This window comes from Clostridium sp. AM25-23AC (assembly GCF_003435125.1).
Taxonomy (GTDB): Bacteria; Bacillota; Clostridia; order Lachnospirales; family Lachnospiraceae; genus Pilosibacter; species Pilosibacter fragilis.
The window spans coordinates 66143-85544 of record NZ_QWGI01000009.1 but is presented as its reverse complement, the minus strand read 5'-3'; the positions used below and the strand labels follow the sequence as shown (position 1 = coordinate 85544).

Sequence of the window (19402 nt, the reverse complement as noted above, 5' to 3'; positions counted from 1 at the left end):
TTACTTGACAGTTCTATGTTTTTTCATGTATGATAGAAATAGTGTGAAGAGACATTTATCGTTTTCATGCAAATGTATGTAATGACCACTCCCGCAGAACAGACTACGGAAGTTAAGCCCATCGGACAGGCGGGTCAAGCGCCGCGTGGGGTTAAGCCCACATTATTGATTGAGTTAAAAGCTCAAATTTATAAGTTGATTACTTTATAATCAGTGTTTGAAAAACACATCATCTTGTGAATCGGTCAATAAGTGCAGGGACAATATATTTGCGATTGCAGACTTGGAAGAAAAAACGATAAAGCTCAGAGGCAGACGGGAGCGGAGTGACGCGCCCCAGACCCCAATGGAATAGAATCGTTTTGAGCAGATGATGGTTTTGGCGTCATCTGCTTTTTTTATTATTCAGATGATGCGCAATCAATAAAATGCGTGAGGAACAAAACCATGGACAGAGAGAGACAAAAGAAAGCCCCGATCTATGAAGCGCTCGAGGAATTTAAAAAGAAGAGAGTTGTCCCGTTTGATGTACCGGGACATAAGAGAGGACGCGGAAATCCGGAACTGGTACAGCTTTTAGGCGAAAAATGTGTATCTTTGGACGTAAACTCCATGAAGCCGCTTGACAACCTCTGTCATCCGGTCTCCGTGATCCGTGAGGCGGAAGAACTTGCGGCGGAGGCATTCGGAGCGGCCAGCGCCTATCTGATGGTAGGCGGAACGACATCGGCGGTCCAGAGCATGATCCTCTCGGTGGTAAAAGCCGGAGATAAGATCATCCTGCCGCGAAACGTACATAAGAGCGTCATCAACGCTCTGGTGCTCTGCGGCGGAATCCCGATCTACGTAAATCCGGAGATGAACCAGAAACTCGGTATTTCGCTGGGAATGCAGGTCGAAAAAGTAAAACAGGCCATCGAGGACAATCCGGACGCGGTTGCGGTGTTCGTCAACAACCCGACCTATTACGGCATCTGCTCTGATATAAAAACGATCGTACAGCTTGCCCATTCGAGGGGCATGAAGGTCCTCGCAGACGAAGCCCATGGAACCCACCTGTATTTCGGAAAGAATCTTCCGATCTCCGCAATGGCAGCGGGAGCTGATATGGCGGCAGTATCTATGCACAAGTCCGGCGGAAGCCTGACCCAGAGTTCGCTTCTTCTTTTAAATAAGGGAGTGAACACCGATTATGTGCGCCAGATCATCAACCTGACCCAGACCACAAGCGCATCCTACCTGCTTCTTTCCAGTCTTGATATCTCAAGACGAAATCTGGCTCTCCGCGGTGAGGAATCCTTCGCGAAGGTCGTTGAGATGGCAGAATACGCGAGACGGGAGATCAACTCCATCGGCGGCTATTATGCTTATGGAAAAGAACTGGTGAACGGTGACAGCATTTTCGATTACGATGTGACGAAGCTCTCCGTATATACAAGAGACATCGGACTTGCGGGAATCGAGGTCTATGATCTTCTGCGCGACGAGTATGATATCCAGATTGAATTCGGAGATATCAGCAACATTCTGGCTTACATCTCCATCGGAGATCGTATCCAGGACATCGAGCGCCTTGTTGGTGCTCTGGATGATATCGAGCGTCTCTACAAAAAAGACAGCTCCGGACTGCTCTCTGGCGAGTACATTTCTCCAAAGGTTGTGATGTCCCCGCAGAAAGCGTTCTACTCCGAGAAGGTCTCCGTTCCGGTGGAAGCGTCTTCAGGAAGAGTCTGTGCGGAGTTTGTGATGTGTTATCCGCCGGGAATCCCGATCCTGGCACCGGGGGAGATGATCACGGACGACGTGGTCCAGTATATCCTGTATGCGAAGAAAAAAGGATGCTCCATGCAGGGAACAGAGGATCCGGCGGTGGACCATCTGATGGTGCTGGCAAACATATAGCATGAATTTTTCAAGGCGCAGGACCTGACTGTAGGAAAACAGGCTGTCTGCCTGCATACAGGCTTTGGCCAATACGATACAAGGAGTCACAAGATATGGAATTCTGGTTTTCAGAACTGCACACCGGAAACGTCAAGCTGTCCATCAAGATCGAAAAGCAGCTGTTTTCCGGGGAGAGTGAATATCAGCGGATCGACGTGTTCGATTCCGAGGAATTTGGAAAATTTATCTCTCTGGACGGGGAGATCGTATTCTCCGAGAAGGACGAGTTTATTTATGATGAGATGGTGACCCATGTGCCGATGGCAGTCCACCCGTGCGTGAAGGACGTACTGATCATCGGCGGCGGCGACGGCGGTGTCGCGAAAGAACTTTTGCAGTATGACTGCGTGGAACATATCGATGTCGTGGAGACGGATGAGATGTTTGTGGAGGTTTCAAGAAAATTTTTCCCGGAGGTGGCCTGTGCCTTAGATGATCCGCGTGTCGAGGTCCACTATGATGACGGTCTGAGATTTTTAAGAAACAAGAAGGCAAAGTATGACCTTATCATCAACGATTCCACAGACCCCTTCGGTCATACTGAGGGATTGTTCACGAAGGAATTCTACGGTAGCTGTTACAGCGCCTTAAAGGAAGATGGGATCATGGTCTACCAGCACGGAAGCCCATTCTACGATGAGGACGAGCTGGCCTGCCGCAGTATGCACCGAAAGGCGTTCCGCTCCTTCCCGATCAGCCGTGTGTATCAGGCACATATTCCAACCTGTCCGTCCGGATACTGGCTCTTCGGCTTCGCTTCAAAGAAATATCATCCCATCAAGGATTTCAAGCCCCGGGAATGGGATGCATTAAATATCGAAACCTGGTATTACACGACACATCTTCACATGGGAGCATTCATGCTGCCGAAGTATGTTGAGGATCTTTTAAAAGAGGAGGAAAAATAAACATGAGCAGATTAATGATCATCGGCTGCGGAGGTGTTGCGTCCGTAGCGATCCACAAGTGCTGTCAGAACAGTGATGTATTCACAGAAATTATGATCGCAAGCCGTACCGTATCCAAGTGCGATGCTTTAAAGGAGAAACTTCAGGGAACGACAAAGACGAAGATCACGACCGCGAAAGTGGATGCTGACAACGTGGACGAGCTGGTGGCTTTAATGGAAAGCTATAAGCCGGATGCAGTGTTAAACGTTGCACTCCCGTATCAGGACCTGACGATCATGGACGCATGCTTAAAGGCCGGCGTGAACTATATCGATACCGCAAACTACGAGCCGGAGGACACCGACGATCCGACCTGGCGCGCGATCTATGAGAAACGCTGCAAGGAAGAGGGCTTCACCGCATACTTCGATTATTCCTGGCAGTGGGCATATCAGGAGAAATTCAAAGAGGCTGGACTTATGGCACTCTTAGGAACAGGTTTTGACCCGGGCGTCACAAGCGTCTTCTCCGCGTATGCGTTAAAGCACTATTTCGATGAGATCCACACCATCGACATCTTAGACTGCAACGGCGGCGACCATGGCTACCCGTTCGCTACAAACTTCAACCCGGAGATCAACCTTCGTGAGGTATCCGCAAACGGCTCCTACTGGGAGAACGGCCACTGGGTAGAGACAAAACCGATGGAGATCAAGCGCGAGTACAACTTCCCGCAGGTCGGCGAGAAGGACATGTACCTTTTACATCATGAGGAAATCGAATCCCTTGCAAAGAACATTCCGGGCGTAAAGCGCATCCGCTTCTTTATGACCTTCGGCCAGAGCTACCTGACCCATATGAAATGCTTAGAGAACGTTGGAATGCTTTCCACCTCCCCGGTAAACTTTAACGGACAGGAGATCGTTCCGATCCAGTTCTTAAAGGCTCTTCTTCCGGATCCGGCATCCTTAGGTCCGAGAACCGTCGGAAAGACAAACATCGGCTGTATCTTTACCGGTGTGAAGGACGGAAAAGAGAAGACGATCTATATTTATAACGTATGTGACCATCAGGAGTGTTACAAGGAAGTCGGCTCCCAGGCCATCTCCTACACGACAGGCGTACCGGCTATGATCGGTTCCATGATGGTCGTTGACGGAACCTGGAAGGGCGCAGGCGTATTCAACGTCGAGGAGTTCGATCCGGATCCGTATATGGAAGCACTGAACAAGTGGGGACTTCCGTGGGTTGTGGATGAGAATCCGGAGATTGTGAAATAAAAATTTGAAAATGAATGACTGTTTGGCATATTCGCGATGAATGCAGGAAAAGCGCGGAATGTGGAACAGGTTCAAGTACAGAAAACACCTCTGGCAGGAACGAGTTGTCAGGGGTGTTGCTGTATTGTGATACGGCAGTAGAAAAATGAACTTCGTTTTCTGGTAGGGCTGAGATGTGTATCAGGAACGAGTCAGTAATTGGAGAACAAGATGAAGATTAATGAATTACCAACTCCATGTTATGTAATTGATGAAAAAAAGCTTCGGAAGAATCTGGAAATTTTAAAGAAGGTCAAGGACGACACCGGCTGTAAGATCCTTCTTGCCCAGAAGGCATTCTCGAACTTCTTTGAGTACCCACTGATCGGGCAGTATCTGGACGGAACCACAGCCAGCGGTCTTTTCGAGGCAAAGCTTGGATATGAAAAAATGGGAAAAGAAAATCACGTATTCGCTCCGGCCTTCAAGGAATCGGAGATCGGGGAACTCACCGATATCTGCGAACATCTGGTATTCAATTCCTTTTCCCAGCTTGAAAAATACGCGGACTTCTGTAAGGAAAAAGGCGTCAGCATCGGCATCCGCGTAAACCCGGAGTGCTCCACTCAGGGCGACCACGCGATCTACGATCCCTGCGCGCCGGGATCCAGACTCGGCGTGACCCTGGCAAATTTTCGGGAAGATCTCGTGGAAAAGCTTGACGGGATCCATTTCCATACTCTCTGCGAGCAGAACTCGGATGATCTGGAGACAACTCTGAAAGCTGTGGAAGATAAATTCGGAAAGTATCTGAAGCTTCCGAATATCAAATGGCTCAATATGGGCGGCGGACATCATATCACGAGAAACGATTACGACATCGACCGTTTAGAGCGCTGCATCCGCCATATGCAGGAGACATATGATGTCATTGTCTATGTGGAACCTGGGGAAGCCGTGGCGTTAAACGCGGGATATCTCGTGACGGAAGTCATGGACATTGTGGATAACGGCATCAGGACGCTGATCTTGGACGCTTCCGCTGCCTGCCACATGCCGGATGTGCTGGAGATGCCATACCGTCCGCCGTTAAAAGACTCCGGCGAAGCGGACGAAAAGCAGTACACCTACCGCCTCTCCTCTATGACCTGCCTCGCGGGCGACGTGATCGGTGACTATTCCTTCGACCACGAGATCCGGATCGGTGACAGATTTTATTTCGAGGACATGGCGATCTATTCCATGGTAAAAAACAACACCTTCAACGGCATGTGCCTGCCGTCCATCGCGCGGATGGATGAGAACGGGGAGTGCAGTGTGGTGAAAGCCTTTGGGTATGAGGAATTTGTGAGAAGACTGGGATAAAATAGAAACATGATTATAGAAAACGGGGCTGCCGCATACCAAAATTGGTGCGGCAGCCCCTTCTCATTATTTGCGTTTCACAACGGCTGTTTTTCCACGAAAAGCAATCCCGATTTTTATGATCGGCCGGACACCTGCATCCCGCAATTCCGTGTCATATTTTTTCACATCTATTTGTTGGAGGGCGCGGTCTGCCAGCGCATCCAGATCCACATGATCATCATTTGTGTGTTTGAATTCAAACAGGAATCCCGGAATTCCTTTTACTAATGGATTCAGTTGAATATCAAATCGGCCAAGCCCCGATTCTCGATTGGAACGAATCTGGTACCTGTTTCCAAGGATCGCACATAATCCAAGCATCATGCCATGATAAAAACTTTCATTTGCCCCATCCATAGAAGAAATACTCTGCAGCATAAAACTCTCCAGCAAAGACTGAAGCTTTTTTGCATTTCCGGAGAATATCGCCTGATTGATAGAAATCGCGACGCTGTTCTGATTCGTCCGATTCAAAATTTCTTTTTCATAAACACAGGCAATCTCTTTATTTGGAATTGCAACATCACACATGAAATTTCCATCATTCTGTGGATAAATTTCTGCAACTTTTAAGTAACCCGCAACAAGAAGAAAACTATAAATCGTGTATGGATTATTCTGGATCTCCGGATAGATCACGCTGGTATCTATATACGTAGTGATTTTTTCACCGCAGAGCAGTTTATGAAGTCCTTCCGTTATCTCGGGTGTAGCTGTCGCGATAATCTCACCAATGATTTCGTTGCTGCCGGTAGACTGCCAGAACGCCTTTGGGAAGCACTGATCGGTAATGTAATTGATCACAGACCATGGATTAAAGATTTCTGTATGACCAAATCGGTATCCGTCATACCAGCTGCAGATCTCCTGATATTTGTCCTCTTTCCCATAGTAGTGCAGAATATCTGTTACTTCTTCAGTTGTAAAGCCGAAATATTCACTGTAACTGTCGTCCAAAATCGAATTGGTTTTCAAATTATTCATGCCGCTGAAAATGCTTTCTTTCGCCACGCGGAGAATTCCTGTGAGAAAGCCGAAAGCCAGATGTGGATTATCCTTCAGGCCGCCGGAAAAGAAATTACGCATGAAATTCACGATTTCAGGATAAAAATTGCAATGATGTCCCTGCTGGATCGGTGTATCGTATTCATCAATAATGATAATACATTCTTGTCCATAATGCTTGTGCAGCAACAGAGATAAGATTTGTAATCCCATCTGGCAGTCTACTTCATTCGCATTGTCACTGGCAAGGCGATGGTACTGTTCTTTTTCATAGATTCCAAGTGCAGTACTTTCCTCAAGTTCACTGTGCCGTATAAATTCCAGTGAAATCAGCTTACGGATCTTCTGAAATGTCTCCTGCCATGTCAGACATTTTACATCCTTAAATGTCAGGAATATGACCGGATACTTTCCCTGATGCCGGGTATAATCAGAACCACACTGCCATATCTGCTTATCCTTGAAATAAATGGAGGTGTCCTCCTGTGTTTTTTCAAAAAAGACCCGAACCATATCCATATTCAATGTTTTACCGAAACGTCTCGGACGGGTAAACAACGATACCATAGGTTTCGTATCCAGAAAATCACGGATCAGCAAGGTTTTATCTACATAATAATAGCTTGTGGTCGCCGTCTTGAAATCAGAAATCCCAATGGGCAAGGGCTTTTTCTTTTCGCCTGAATCTGGCCAAACTGCATTTTCTGGAATCAGCCAGGAATGTCCCTTTTTCACAGCTCCGGAAATTTCGCCCTGCTTGCACATCTGCTGGACTCTGCGCACTGTGATTCCCATTACTTTTGCCGCTTCCATGCTGGATAAATAGTTCATTGAACACCTCCAAACGTAATTCTATCATAAGTATATCCCATTAAACGAAATATTACAACTCTGCATTTCGCTTATATTTCGTTTCAAACGAAATGTATAGACAGCAACAGTCGGGAGGACAATTCTGAATAAAAAAGCCGAATGAACGTTAATTTCATTCGGCAGTGAAGCTTTACGCATCTTTTGTTTCTGTATTTTGTCTGTACAGGATCATCAGTCCGCGGAGCAGAAGATCCGGATCATATGTAATCTTATGCGTACAAAGCGGGGTGATAAATCTTGCCATGCCGCCGGTTGCGATCAGTGTGGCTTCTTCGCCGAGCTCTGCGGTCATGCGGTCGATAAGACCGTCAAGCATTGCGGCATTGCCGAGCATGATACCGTTTCTCATACATTCGATGGTGTTCTTTCCGATTGCGCGTTTCGGAACATCGAAGCTGATCCTCGGAAGCTGGGCTGTATTGGAAACGAGGGAGTTTAAGGCAACCTTTACACCGGGGAGAATCACACCGCCGATGTAATTTCCATCGTGGTCCACCACATCGAGCGTTGTCGCGGTTCCCATGTCCGCGATGATGATCGGTCCTTTGTATTTGGCATTTGCAGCGACAGCGGCCACGATCCGGTCACCGCCGACGGTCTTAGGGTTATCCATCTTGATGTTTAAGCCTGTCTTCATGCCGGAACCGACAAGAAACGGTTTCTTTCCGGTGATCTTCTTTACGGCGGAAGAGATCGGCGCGTTCAGTGGCGGGACAACGGACGCCATAATGGAACCTTCGATATCATTTTTCTTTACTTTATGAATCTCCAGAATATTCTTTAAAAGGATCGCGTATTCGAGACTCGTTTTCCGGTCATCGGTGGTGATGCGCTCCTCAAAATATGTTTTATTGTCGTCAAGACCTCCGACAACGATATTACTGTTTCCCATGTCGATCGCTAAAATCATTGAGAAAACTCCTTCCACAAATCTAAGTAACGTGTTATACTGTTTTTACGTGTGCAGTTGATCAAAGGTTCCGTATTTGCGGGACTTGTCAATCTTCACCGTGAATATGAGAAACGTGTGAGACAGGTTCCTCATAATTTTAAAGTTCGAATTATCTTACCATAAATTGACTAAAATTACAACGGAGGATTCCAAATGTTAGCAGGAAAAACCGTACTTTTATGCGTGAGCGGCAGTATCGCTGCCTATAAAATCGCATATCTCGCCAGCGCACTGAAAAAATTGAAGGCAGATGTCCATGTGCTTATGACCCGGAATGCGACAAATTTCATTAACCCGATTACATTCGAGACACTGACCGGAAATAAATGCCTGGTGGATACGTTTGACCGGAACTTTGAGTTTTCCGTTGAACATGTTTCCCTTGCGAAGGCGGCGGACGTTGTCCTCGTTGCCCCGGCTTCCGCGAATGTGATCGCGAAGCTGGCCCATGGCCTTGCGGACGATATGCTGACGACCACGGTTCTCGCCTGTACCTGCAGGAAGATTATCAGCCCTGCGATGAATACGAGAATGTTCGAGAATCCGATCACACAGGATAACTTAAAGATTTGCGAACACTACGGAATGGAAGTGATCAGTCCGGCAAGCGGATACCTCGCCTGCGGCGATACCGGAGCGGGAAAGATGCCGGAGCCGGAGGTGCTGCTCCAGTATATCTTAAAGGAAGTCCAGTACGAGAAAGACTTAAAAGGAAAGAAGATCCTCGTGACCGCAGGCCCGACGAGGGAGGCCATCGACCCGGTCCGCTATATTACAAACCACAGTACCGGAAAGATGGGATATGCTATCGCGAAGACGGCTGCTCTCCGCGGCGCTGACGTGACTCTTGTTTCCGGACCGGCAGAGGTGGAGCCGCCGATGTTCGTAAACTTTGTTCCGGTGGTTACTGCTAAAGGTATGTTTGAGGCTGTGACAAGCCGCAGTGATGAGATGGACGCGGTGATCAAGGCCGCGGCTGTCGCTGACTACCGCCCGAAGTTCGTGAATACCGAGAAGACAAAGAAGAAAGACGGGGATATGGCGATCGAACTGGAGCGCACCGATGATATCTTAAAGTGGCTTGGTGAGCACAAAAAGGACAGCCAGTTTCTTTGCGGATTTTCTATGGAGACGGAACATATGCTGGAGAATTCCAGGGCAAAATTAAAGAAGAAGAACCTCGATATGATCGTTGCCAACAATCTGAAGGTTGCCGGTGCCGGTTTCGGAACGGACACGAACGTGGTGACGATGATCCGCGAGAACAGGGAGATCGAACTCCCGATCATGTCGAAGGAAGAGGTTGCAGGGGCGATCTTAGACGAGATCTTTGGGATCGAGCGATAGATTGCTATAAATATAACGAATTTTAGGGCTTTCTTCTTGACGAAAGCCTTAAATACTGGTAAAAATTTAAGTGGAAAAATATAGATTTTTAAGATAGATTTGGAGGAAAATTTTTTGGCTTCATTAAATGATGAAATAAAGAGACGACGGACATTCGCGATCATTTCCCACCCGGATGCCGGTAAAACGACACTGACTGAGAAATTCCTGTTATACGGAGGTGCGATCAACCTTGCCGGAACCGTAAAGGGACGCAAAGCGACAAAGCACGCAGTCTCCGATTGGATGGAGATCGAGAAGGAGAGAGGTATTTCTGTAACATCTTCCGTACTCCAGTTCAATTATGAGGGATACTGCATCAACATCCTTGATACCCCCGGACACCAGGATTTCTCCGAGGATACCTACCGTACCCTGATGGCAGCGGACTCCGCGGTCATGGTCATCGACGGATCAAAGGGTGTCGAGGCGCAGACCATCAAACTGTTCAAAGTCTGTGTGATGCGCCATATCCCGATCTTTACCTTCGTAAACAAGATGGACCGCGAGGCGAGAGACCCGTTTGAACTCATGAGCGAGATCGAGGACGTTCTCGGAATCCATACATGTCCGATCAACTGGCCGATCGGCTGCGGAAAGAGCTTCAAGGGCGTATATGACCGCCAGACAAAGAAGATCACGACCTTCACGGCTGCCATGGGCGGACAGAAGGAGGTTGCCACAGAGACCTTCGACGTGGAGGGAACAGACGTGGATTCCGTCATCGGTTCCGATTTCCACGCTCAGTTGAGGGACGATATCGAGCTTCTCGACGGGGCAAGCGATGAGTTTGATCAGGAGCTTGTAAGTGCCGGAAAGCTTTCACCGGTATTCTTCGGATCTGCTCTTACAAACTTCGGTGTTGAGACATTTCTGGAGCATTTCTTAAATATGACGACTTCTCCGCTTCCGCGAAGAACGACAGACGGTGTGATCGATCCGTTCAGACCGGATTTCTCCGCCTTCGTATTTAAGATTCAGGCGAATATGAATAAGGCGCACCGTGACCGTATCGCTTTCATGCGCATCTGTTCCGGTAAGTTTGAGGCCGGAATGGAAGTCAACCATGTTCAGGGCGGTAAGAAGATCCGTCTGACCCAGCCGCAGCAGCTGATGGCTGAGAGCCGTAAGATCATTGACGAGGCTTATGCCGGAGATATCATCGGCGTTTTCGATCCGGGTATTTTCTCCATCGGTGACACGCTCTGTACGTCCAACGAGAAGTTCCAGTTCGAGGGTATCCCGACCTTTGCACCGGAGCATTTCGCGAGAGTCCGCCAGATCGATACCATGAAGAGAAAACAGTTCTTAAAGGGGGTCAACCAGATCGCTCAGGAAGGTGCGATTCAGATCTTCCAGGAGTTCAATACCGGTATGGAGGAGATCATCGTCGGCGTTGTCGGTGTCCTGCAGTTTGAGGTCCTGACTTACCGCTTAAAGAACGAGTACAATGTCGATGTCCGTCTGGAACAGCTTCCGTTCGAGTATATCCGCTGGGTTGAGAACCCGGAGGAAGTGGATGTGGCGAAGATCCAGGGTACATCCGATATGAAACGCATCTGCGACCTCAAGGGCAATCCGTTATTGTTATTCATCAACAGCTGGAGTGTCGGCATGGTCGAGGAGAGAAATCCGAACTTGAAACTCAGTGAGTTCGGAAAGAACTAATCAAGTTTACAAAATATATCATCACAGGAACATGCGGAACCAGTTGTTTTGACTGGGAATACTGCATAGACAGGAGGAATATAAGATGAGTAAGATCGATGTTGTAAGAGCAGCTATGGTCGAGGCGATGAAAGCAAAGGATAAAGAGAGAAAGGATTCCCTTTCCATGCTTCTCTCCGCATTAAAGAACGCGCAGATCGACAAGCGTGAAGCTCCGCTCACCGAGGATGAGGAGAACGCGATCGTAAAGAAAGAGATCAAACAGGTCAAGGAGACCATCGAGACAGCTCCGGCAGACCGCGCCGATATCATCGATGAGGCAAAGAAGAGACTTGCCGTATATGAGGAGTTTGCTCCGGCTGATATGACTGAGGACCAGATCAGGGAGACGATCGCAAAGGTTCTCGCAGAGCTTGGAATCGAAGCCCCGACCGCAAAGGACAAAGGAAAGATCATGAAATCCCTGATGCCGCTCGTAAAGGGGAAGGCAGACGGCAAGATCGTAAATGAGATCTTAGCAGGATTCATGAAATAAGGTAAACGAACGAAACGCCTGCGAAGCAGACAATAAAGCGCGTAAGTGCGGGTTTGTGATCAGGCATGCAGCCAATAACTGGCGCACAGAATAAGTATGGTATAAGCGGGGCTGGCTTTACGATCTCGGAAACGCCCGGGATGAGACGGTCCCGCCTGTCTGTAAAATGGGTTATAACAAAAGAAATATGGAGGCGGAAATTATGTATAAAGAGAAGATCAGCCGGTATATTGACGCGCACAGGAAAGAAATGCTGGAGGACATCGGAGCTCTTTGCCGGATCAACAGTGTGAAGGGGTCTTACCGTATCGGAAAACCGTATGGGGAAGGGTGCTCCGAGGCACTGCGTGCAGCTCTGCATATTGCGGAATGCTACGGTTTTTCCATCAACAACTATGACAACTATGTTGGAACCGTTGACATGAATGACAAGGAGGCACAGCTCGATATTCTGGCTCATCTGGACGTTGTTCCGGCCGGAGACGGCTGGACCGTTACAGAACCTTTTGAGCCGGTAGTAAAAGACGGAAAGATCTATGGCCGCGGAACCGCGGACGATAAGGGACCGGCAATTGCTGCCCTCTACGCGATGCGTGCCGTAAATGAACTTGGAATCCCGATGAAAAAGAACGTCCGCCTGATCCTTGGCACTGACGAGGAGTGCGGAAGCTCCGATATCACCCACTACTACAGTGTGGAAAAGGAAGCTCCGATGACCTTCTCACCGGATGCGTCCTTCCCGGTGATCAATATCGAGAAAGGCCGGATCGGAGGTAATTTTACGGCAGAGTTCGAGCCGTCTGACCGTCTTCCGAAGATGGTATCCTTCCACAGCGGAACGAAGACGAATGTGGTTCCGGGCGCGGCAGAGGCATTATTTGAGGGTCTTGATGGAGATGAGACAGAGGCTCTTGCAAAGAGCATGGAGGAGGAGCTTGGAATCCGGTTTACGGTATCCTCTGAGGATGGCTGCCTGAAGATCGCTGCAGCTGGCGAAAACGGCCATGCAATGGCACCGTGGAAAGGAAAGAATGCCCTGACAGGACTCTTATCCCTGATCGAGCGTCTTCCGTTGGCGGAATGCGGACAGGTAAAGGCAGTCCACGCGTTAAACCGCCTGATGCCGCACGGTGACTGGTACGGAGAAGCTCTCGGGATCAAGATGAGCGATGAGGAGTCCGGCGAATTGACATTGGCATTCAGCATGCTGGATATTTCCGAGAAAAGCTTAGAGGGCGAATTTGACAGCCGTTGTCCGATCTGTGCCACAAAGGAAAACACCATCGATGTGATCCGTAAAAAAATGGAAGCAGATGGAATCTCCTTCAATACGGAAGAAATGAAGCCGCCGCACCATGTACCGGCAGATTCTGATTTTGTGAAGACTCTGCTCTCCGCATATGAAAAATATTCCGGAAGAAAGGGCGAGTGTATCGCCATCGGTGGCGGAACCTATGTCCACAATTTAAAGAACGGTGTTGCCTTCGGCGCTGCCCTTCCGGAGACCGAGAACCACATGCACGGCCCGGACGAATTCGCGGTGGTTGACGAGCTCACAATGAGTGCGAAGATCTTTGCACAGGTGATTGTGGATCTTTGCTGTTAAAAGAGGTCATGATTGGGAGAAAATGAATAGATAAGCGCAGCAGAGCGCACACGGTCCGGCTTCAGAAATGGAGCCGGGCCATTTTTTGTTATGGCTTATAGCAAATTACGCAGAATGAGCGGAAGCCGGAATAGCCGCAGTAAGCAGAGCTTTTTCTTGTAAAAACACGAGATTCATGGTAGCATAGAAGCAATGAAAAATCTGTGCATGGCTGCACGAAAGGAGCAGCAGAGATGAAAGAAATGAACATTCCTGTTGGAGTTTCGGATTTTGAAGAAATTCGTAAAAATGAGTATTACTATATTGATAAATCGGAATTAATAGGAGAGCTGCTCAGCAGAACGGGAATAAAAGTAACGCTTATTACCCGTCCCCGGCGCTTCGGCAAGACATTGGGCATGAGCATGCTGGAAAGCTTCTTCGACATCCGCAAGGAGAGCAGAAAACTGTTTGAGGGACTGAAAATTACAGAAAACCAGGCATTGTGCGATGCGTGGATGAACCAGTATCCGACAATTTTTGTTTCGTTTCGACAGGTAGATGGACTGGATTTCACTGGGGCATACGATATGCTCACAATGGTGATTGCAGATTTGTACAACAGACATCTCTATTTGCTTGATGGTAAAAATGCCACGGACTTCCAAAAAGCGGCGTTTGCACATCTCGCACATGGCAGCGGTTCGATAAAAGAAGTTAAGAGCAGCCTTATGCTTTTGACAACGATGATGCAAAGCTATTATGAAAAGCCTGTAATTCTTCTTATAGATGAGTATGATGTTCCCGTAGCAAAAGCGAACAACAACGGTTACTATGATGAAATGCTCGATGTTATGAAAGGCTTGATGCAGGCACTGAAGGACAATCAGGCACTTCGGTTCGCGGTTGTTACGGGGTGTCTGAAGATTGCAAAAGAGAGCATCTTTACTGGAACAAATAATTTTGTGTCGGATACGATCACAAATTCCCGTTTGAACGAGTATTTTGGTTTTGTACAGAGCGAGGTTGACCAGCTGCTGAATGACACCGGTCTGACGGAACAGGCTGACAATATCAGGAAATGGTATGATGGCTACCATTTCGGTGATTTTGATGTTTACTGCCCGTGGGATGTTATGAATTATATGTTGGAACTGCAGCGAAATCCGAAAGCCAGACCGGTCAGCTATTGGAAAAACACCAGCGACAATGCCATCATACGTTCCTTTATTGAGTATGCAGGCGGTACGATTACAAATAAGCTTGAAACTTTGATGGCGGGCGGCTGTATTGTTCAGCGTGTAGATGAAAACCTGACCTATGATTATCTGCATTCTTCGGAAGAGAATCTTTGGAGTACACTATATCTGACGGGCTACTTAACCAAAGCGCGCAAGGGAGATTACAAGGACGAACTGCCGGATGGCATGGCTGCTCTTATGATTCCGAATGCAGAAATCAAAGAGATTTTTGAAACGACAGTTATTAAATGGTTCGATGACAGCACGAAGAAGTGGAATCGAAATGCTTTGTTTGACGCTGTATGGAACGGTGACAGTGAGAGGATTACCAAAGAAATGAATGCCCTGCTCCGGCGGACGATCAGCTACCATGACTATCGGGAAGACTTCTACCACGCTTTTCTTGCAGGTATCTTCACCGGCGCCGGATATATGGTGGATTCCAACAAGGAACACGGAGAAGGCCGGAGCGATGTGGTTATTTACGATTCTATGAATGCCCGTGTTGCAATTTTTGAGGCAAAGTATACGAAGGTTCTGGAAAATCTGGGGAGTGCGTGCGATACAGCTTTGCGGCAAATTGATGATCGAATGTACGCAAAGGAGTATGAGGAAGACTATGACCAGATTCTTTGCTACGGTATTTCGTTTTTTAAAAAGCGCTGCATGGTAAAGAAAAAGTGACTCATTGCAAATAAAAACCAAAGCCGCAGAAAAATTCAGGAACATGCTGCCGAAAACGGTGCATGGAGGAAGAACTGGAGAAGAATAGATGAATTGCAGGATCATTGACATTCATACGCATATCTATCCGGTCGCCCTGGCGAGACGGGCCATGGAGGTCACCGGGCATGAAAATGATGATTTTAAGAAGCTTCCGATCCGGGAAAATCTGCTGGCGCGGATGCGGGAGGCGGGAGTGGATCTCTCCGTGAACCTGCCGGTGGTATCGAAACCACAGAATCAGGGGGAGGTGAACCGGTTCGCGAAGGAAGCGGCAAGAAAGAATATTATCCCATTCGGGGGACTCCATCCGGACTGTGAGAATGTGATCGAGGAGCTGGAAAAGCTGAAGGATATGGAGATGGCTGGGATCAAGTTCCATCCGCCGTTTCAGAAGGTCCATCTGGAAGATCCAAAGTATGAGGAGATGTGGAGAAAGATCAATGAGTTGGGATTTCCGGTGCTGATCCACATGGGGACCGCAAGGATCGTGCGCCCCTATGACCTTTACCCGTCGGGAATCCGGAAGATCTTAAAATTTGCTCCGGATATCCCGATCATCATGGCGCATATGGGAAGCTTCTGCATGATGAAAAATCCCGATGAGGATCTTGAAAATCTGCCGGAAAATGTGTTTATCGATACGGCCATGAGCGCGGAGTTGGAGGAAGCCGGGGAGTTCGAGGAGATCGTCCGGAAATTCGGCACAAAGCGGGTGCTTTACGGCTGTGATTTTCCTTATGGAAGCCAGAAAGCCGCAATCGCGAGGATCAAGGACAGCAGCTTTTCGGACAGCGAAAAGGAAGACATGTTGTGGAGAAATGCGGCGAAGATTTTGAAGGCAGTGGGAAAACTGCCGGAGAATATTGAGTTGTAAAGCTTCAGAAAAATTACAATTAAGTGAAAATAATGCTGGATATTTATCTCAGGGACAAGAAATGGAACATAGACTATAAATAGAGAGTATGACTGGTTGACGGCAGCCTGCGCGAATAACAGGTCTGTGGTTGATGGGATACATAAAATGTTTCTGTCCGGGAGATGATGCCATGCGGATGAGCGAGTTAAAGAGGCGGGAAGTGATCAATGTCTGCGACTGCAAACGGCTGGGGTTTGTGGGGGATCTGGACATTGATCCGTGTACAGGCAGGATTCTGGCGATCATTGTGCCGGGACCGGGCTGTGTCTGCGGATTTTTGGGACGGGAAAAAGAATTTGTGATCCCCTTTGGGGATATCTGTCAGATCGGAGACGATATTATTCTGGTCCGGGTTGAGGAGAAGAAGGAAAAGCCGCCGAAGCCCCCGAAACCGTGTCCACCGCCGCCGAAGCCGCCGTTTTGTCCCTGCCCGCCTCCATGTGAGCAGGGAGGAAGATGTGACTGTCCGCCGCCGTGTAATATGGATTGTGGCTGCTCTCCGCCTTGTGACCAGGAAAAAGGCGGTTATATAAAAAAGTGGCGGTAAAAAGAGCGGGAGAATAAGTCTGAAGATAAATCTGGAAAGGAATTATAGAATGAATAAACTTCATACGATACCGGCAGCAGATGGATTCCGCATGCCGGGCGAATTTGAACCTCACAGAGGCTGCATCATGATCTGGCCGAAGCGTCCGGGAAGCTGGAACTACGGCGCGAAAAAAGCGAGAGAGGCATTCAAGCGCGTGGCATGGGCCATCGCGGAGAGCGAGGAGGTCTTTATGCTGGCGGAGCCGGATGTGGAGGAGAATGCCCGCGAGATGCTAGCCGGGAATCCGGGACACGAGATCCATGTGATCCGCATGGAGTCCGACGATGCCTGGGCGCGGGATGTGGCACCGACCTTTGTGGTGAACGGGGAAGGTGCGGTTCGTGGCATCGACTGGGAGTTCAACGCCTGGGGAGGAACCGTGGATGGACTTTATGCCCACTGGGAGAAGGACGATCTTGTGGCGGAAAAAGTCTGTGGGGAGCTTGGCTATGACTGCTACGAGGCCCACCCATTCGTTCTGGAAGGTGGTTCGATCCATTCTGACGGAGAGGGGACGGTTCTTGTGACGGCAGCGTGCCTCCTGAGCGGAGGAAGAAATCCGAAGCTCACAAAGGACGAGATCGAAAAGAAGCTCTGTGCTTACCTCGGGGCTAAAAAGGTGATCTGGCTGGAACATGGAATCTACAATGACGAGACGAATGAACATGTGGACAACATCTGCGCGTTCGTGCGCCCGGGCGAGGTGGTCTTAGGCTGGACCGATGATGAGAAGGATCCCCAGTATGCCATGTCGAAGAGCTGTCTGGATATTTTAGAACATGAGACGGATGCTATGGGAAGAAAAATCAAAGTCCACAAGCTTCCAATCCCAAAGACACTGATCTGTGTGACGGAGGAAGAACTCGGCGGTTATGAGTTTGAGGACGGCGAGGACACGAGAGAAGTCGGGGAACGGCTGGCGGCAAGTTATGTTAACTTCTATATTTCAAACGGCGGGGTAGTCGTGCCGCAGTTTGGGGATGAGCATGATAAGACGGCGGTGGAGATCCTCGGAAAAGTGTTCCCGGAAAGAAAGATCTGCCCGATCCCGGCCCGGGATATTCTGCTCGGCGGCGGAAATATCCACTGTATCACGCAGCAGGTCCCGCAGGGAAGATAGGAAAAGAATACGATAAAAAATAGAATCAGAAAACGTGTATTGAACCAGGATAGATGCTGTACCTGAGGAGCAATTCAAAAAATTAAAAGTGAAAGAACAATATAGAGCTGGAATATAGACAGCACATAGGGACAATAAAACGGATACCCCACAGGAGGAAATATAAAATGCGAAAAGTAAAAGTCGCAGCGGTACAGATGCGCTGCACAAGAGACGTGAATGCGAATATCGCAAACGCGGAGGGACTCGTGAGAAAAGCGGCAGCGGACGGAGCCCAGATCATCCTGCTCCCGGAGCTCTTTGAGCGCCAGTATTTCTGCCAGGAGCGCCAGTACGAATACTATGAGTTTGCAAAGCCGGTGGAGGAGAACGACGCGGTAAAACACTTCGCGAAGGTGGCGGAGGAGCTCAAAGTCGTTCTTCCAATCAGCTTCTACGAGAAGGACGGAAAGCGCCTGTTCAACACTGTTGCGATCCTTGACGCAGATGGAACAAATCTTGGAATCTACCGGAAGACCCATATCCCGGATGACCACTATTATCAGGAAAAATTCTACTTCACACCGGGCGACACGGGATTTAAGGCATTTAAGACCCGCTACGGCACCATCGGCGTGGGCATCTGCTGGGACCAGTGGTTCCCGGAGACCGCGAGATTTATGGCGGTAAAGGGCGCAGAGCTCTTATTCTACCCGACAGCCATCGGCAGCGAGCCGATCCTCTCCGTGGACAGCATGCCCCACTGGAGACGCTGTATGCAGGGACATTCCGCGTCGAACCTGATGCCGGTGATCGCGGCAAACCGTGTGGGACTGGAAGAGGTAACGCCATGTGAGGCAAATGGAAACCAGAAATCAGCCCTGAAATTTTATGGCTCCTCCTTCATCACGGACGGTGCCGGCGAAGTGATCCGGTCCATGGACCGCGACAGCGAGGGCGTGATCACAGCGGAGTTTGATCTGGATGAGCTGGAGCGCGAGAGATTCTCATGGGGACTCTTCCGCGATAGAAGACCGGAGATGTATCACGAGTAAGAAAAATTCTGAGAAGAAAAAGGGTTACCGTACAAGGGTAGGAATTTTCTGAACTGAAAATTCCGTACAATACAGTGGTGGTAGTGGATTTTGCCGATTCGGAATGCGAAGCATCGGCAAAATCAGTTACTGTTTGCGCAAAGCGTGAACAGTAACGAAAAAGGCACATGCCATGGAATAAACATTGGTTCCGGGTGATGTGCCTTTTATCATGAAGAGAAGCAGTGAGAGTGAACCCCACTAAAGTATAACTGTGATTCATATAAATAATA

General features: G+C 48.7%; 15 protein-coding genes. 13 read left to right on the top strand and 2 right to left on the bottom strand.

Annotation, left to right across the window (positions count from 1 at the left end; all coding sequences use genetic code 11):
* Window positions 1-447: 447 nt before the first annotated feature.
* The 4 genes from DW677_RS07430 to nspC all read left to right on the top strand — a co-directional run bounded on the left by DW677_RS07430 (window position 448) and on the right by nspC (window position 5458).
* The gene (locus DW677_RS07430) at window positions 448-1902 is read left to right on the top strand and encodes an aminotransferase class V-fold PLP-dependent enzyme (RefSeq protein ID WP_117566786.1); all 1455 of its coding nucleotides are present in this window, start codon (window positions 448-450) and stop codon (window positions 1900-1902) included.
* Between the two features lie 95 nt (window positions 1903-1997).
* The gene (gene speE / locus DW677_RS07425) at window positions 1998-2852 is read left to right on the top strand and encodes a polyamine aminopropyltransferase (RefSeq protein ID WP_015553676.1); all 855 of its coding nucleotides are present in this window, start codon (window positions 1998-2000) and stop codon (window positions 2850-2852) included.
* 2 nt (window positions 2853-2854) lie between these two features.
* Window positions 2855-4114 carry a saccharopine dehydrogenase family protein gene (locus DW677_RS07420; RefSeq protein WP_015553675.1) on the top strand — a complete coding sequence of 420 codons (1260 nt, stop codon included), beginning with the start codon at window positions 2855-2857 and terminating at the stop codon, window positions 4112-4114.
* 210 nt (window positions 4115-4324) lie between these two features.
* Window positions 4325-5458 (top strand): carboxynorspermidine decarboxylase, encoded by a 1134-nt coding sequence (gene nspC, locus DW677_RS07415; RefSeq protein ID WP_117566785.1) that lies wholly within the window; start codon window positions 4325-4327, stop codon window positions 5456-5458.
* 66 nt (window positions 5459-5524) lie between these two features.
* Here the strand turns inward: nspC and DW677_RS07410 are convergent, their stop codons facing one another.
* Together DW677_RS07410 and DW677_RS07405 are read right to left on the bottom strand one after the other, a co-directional pair.
* Window positions 5525-7336, bottom strand: a complete 1812-nt coding sequence (locus tag DW677_RS07410) for an AAA family ATPase (protein WP_117566784.1) — start codon at window positions 7334-7336, stop codon at window positions 5525-5527.
* 172 nt (window positions 7337-7508) lie between these two features.
* Complete coding sequence (locus DW677_RS07405) at window positions 7509-8288, bottom strand: type III pantothenate kinase (protein ID WP_117566783.1); 780 nt, start codon at window positions 8286-8288, stop codon at window positions 7509-7511.
* Window positions 8289-8483: 195 nt separating this feature from the next.
* On the opposite strand from DW677_RS07405, the gene coaBC reads away from it, so the two are divergent.
* The 9 genes from coaBC to aguB all read left to right on the top strand — a co-directional run bounded on the left by coaBC (window position 8484) and on the right by aguB (window position 19130).
* Entirely contained in the window at window positions 8484-9677 is a 1194-nt protein-coding gene (gene coaBC, locus DW677_RS07400) for a bifunctional phosphopantothenoylcysteine decarboxylase/phosphopantothenate--cysteine ligase CoaBC (protein WP_117566782.1), read from the top strand.
* A gap of 114 nt (window positions 9678-9791) precedes the next feature.
* A complete protein-coding gene (locus DW677_RS07395; RefSeq protein WP_117566781.1) occupies window positions 9792-11384 on the top strand; it encodes a peptide chain release factor 3 in 1593 nt (530 codons plus the stop codon).
* Window positions 11385-11469: 85 nt separating this feature from the next.
* Entirely contained in the window at window positions 11470-11919 is a 450-nt protein-coding gene (locus tag DW677_RS07390; protein WP_117566780.1) for a GatB/YqeY domain-containing protein, read from the top strand.
* Window positions 11920-12121: 202 nt separating this feature from the next.
* Window positions 12122-13525 carry a dipeptidase PepV gene (gene pepV / locus DW677_RS07385; protein ID WP_117566779.1) on the top strand — a complete coding sequence of 468 codons (1404 nt, stop codon included), beginning with the start codon at window positions 12122-12124 and terminating at the stop codon, window positions 13523-13525.
* A gap of 233 nt (window positions 13526-13758) precedes the next feature.
* A complete protein-coding gene (locus DW677_RS07380; protein WP_117566778.1) occupies window positions 13759-15429 on the top strand; it encodes an AAA family ATPase in 1671 nt (556 codons plus the stop codon).
* A gap of 88 nt (window positions 15430-15517) precedes the next feature.
* On the top strand, window positions 15518-16345 hold the full coding sequence (locus DW677_RS07375) for an amidohydrolase family protein (protein WP_117566777.1): 828 nt from the start codon (window positions 15518-15520) through the stop codon (window positions 16343-16345).
* A 172-nt stretch (window positions 16346-16517) separates the two neighbouring features.
* On the top strand, window positions 16518-16934 hold the full coding sequence (locus DW677_RS19170) for a YlmC/YmxH family sporulation protein (protein ID WP_117566776.1): 417 nt from the start codon (window positions 16518-16520) through the stop codon (window positions 16932-16934).
* 49 nt (window positions 16935-16983) lie between these two features.
* Window positions 16984-18096 (top strand): agmatine deiminase, encoded by a 1113-nt coding sequence (gene aguA / locus DW677_RS07365; RefSeq protein WP_117566775.1) that lies wholly within the window; start codon window positions 16984-16986, stop codon window positions 18094-18096.
* A 167-nt stretch (window positions 18097-18263) separates the two neighbouring features.
* On the top strand, window positions 18264-19130 hold the full coding sequence (gene aguB, locus DW677_RS07360) for an N-carbamoylputrescine amidase (RefSeq protein WP_117566774.1): 867 nt from the start codon (window positions 18264-18266) through the stop codon (window positions 19128-19130).
* Window positions 19131-19402 lie beyond the last annotated feature (272 nt).

Coding starts and splice junctions, on each gene's coding strand:
- DW677_RS07430 (WP_117566786.1), top strand. CDS start 448: ATGGACAGAGAGAGACAAAAGAAAGCCCCGATCTATGAAGCGCTCGAG.
- speE (WP_015553676.1), top strand. CDS start 1,998: ATGGAATTCTGGTTTTCAGAACTGCACACCGGAAACGTCAAGCTGTCC.
- DW677_RS07420 (WP_015553675.1), top strand. CDS start 2,855: ATGAGCAGATTAATGATCATCGGCTGCGGAGGTGTTGCGTCCGTAGCG.
- nspC (WP_117566785.1), top strand. CDS start 4,325: ATGAAGATTAATGAATTACCAACTCCATGTTATGTAATTGATGAAAAA.
- DW677_RS07410 (WP_117566784.1), bottom strand. CDS start 7,336: ATGAACTATTTATCCAGCATGGAAGCGGCAAAAGTAATGGGAATCACA.
- DW677_RS07405 (WP_117566783.1), bottom strand. CDS start 8,288: ATGATTTTAGCGATCGACATGGGAAACAGTAATATCGTTGTCGGAGGT.
- coaBC (WP_117566782.1), top strand. CDS start 8,484: ATGTTAGCAGGAAAAACCGTACTTTTATGCGTGAGCGGCAGTATCGCT.
- DW677_RS07390 (WP_117566780.1), top strand. CDS start 11,470: ATGAGTAAGATCGATGTTGTAAGAGCAGCTATGGTCGAGGCGATGAAA.
- pepV (WP_117566779.1), top strand. CDS start 12,122: ATGTATAAAGAGAAGATCAGCCGGTATATTGACGCGCACAGGAAAGAA.
- DW677_RS07380 (WP_117566778.1), top strand. CDS start 13,759: ATGAAAGAAATGAACATTCCTGTTGGAGTTTCGGATTTTGAAGAAATT.
- DW677_RS07375 (WP_117566777.1), top strand. CDS start 15,518: ATGAATTGCAGGATCATTGACATTCATACGCATATCTATCCGGTCGCC.
- DW677_RS19170 (WP_117566776.1), top strand. CDS start 16,518: ATGCGGATGAGCGAGTTAAAGAGGCGGGAAGTGATCAATGTCTGCGAC.
- aguA (WP_117566775.1), top strand. CDS start 16,984: ATGAATAAACTTCATACGATACCGGCAGCAGATGGATTCCGCATGCCG.
- aguB (WP_117566774.1), top strand. CDS start 18,264: ATGCGAAAAGTAAAAGTCGCAGCGGTACAGATGCGCTGCACAAGAGAC.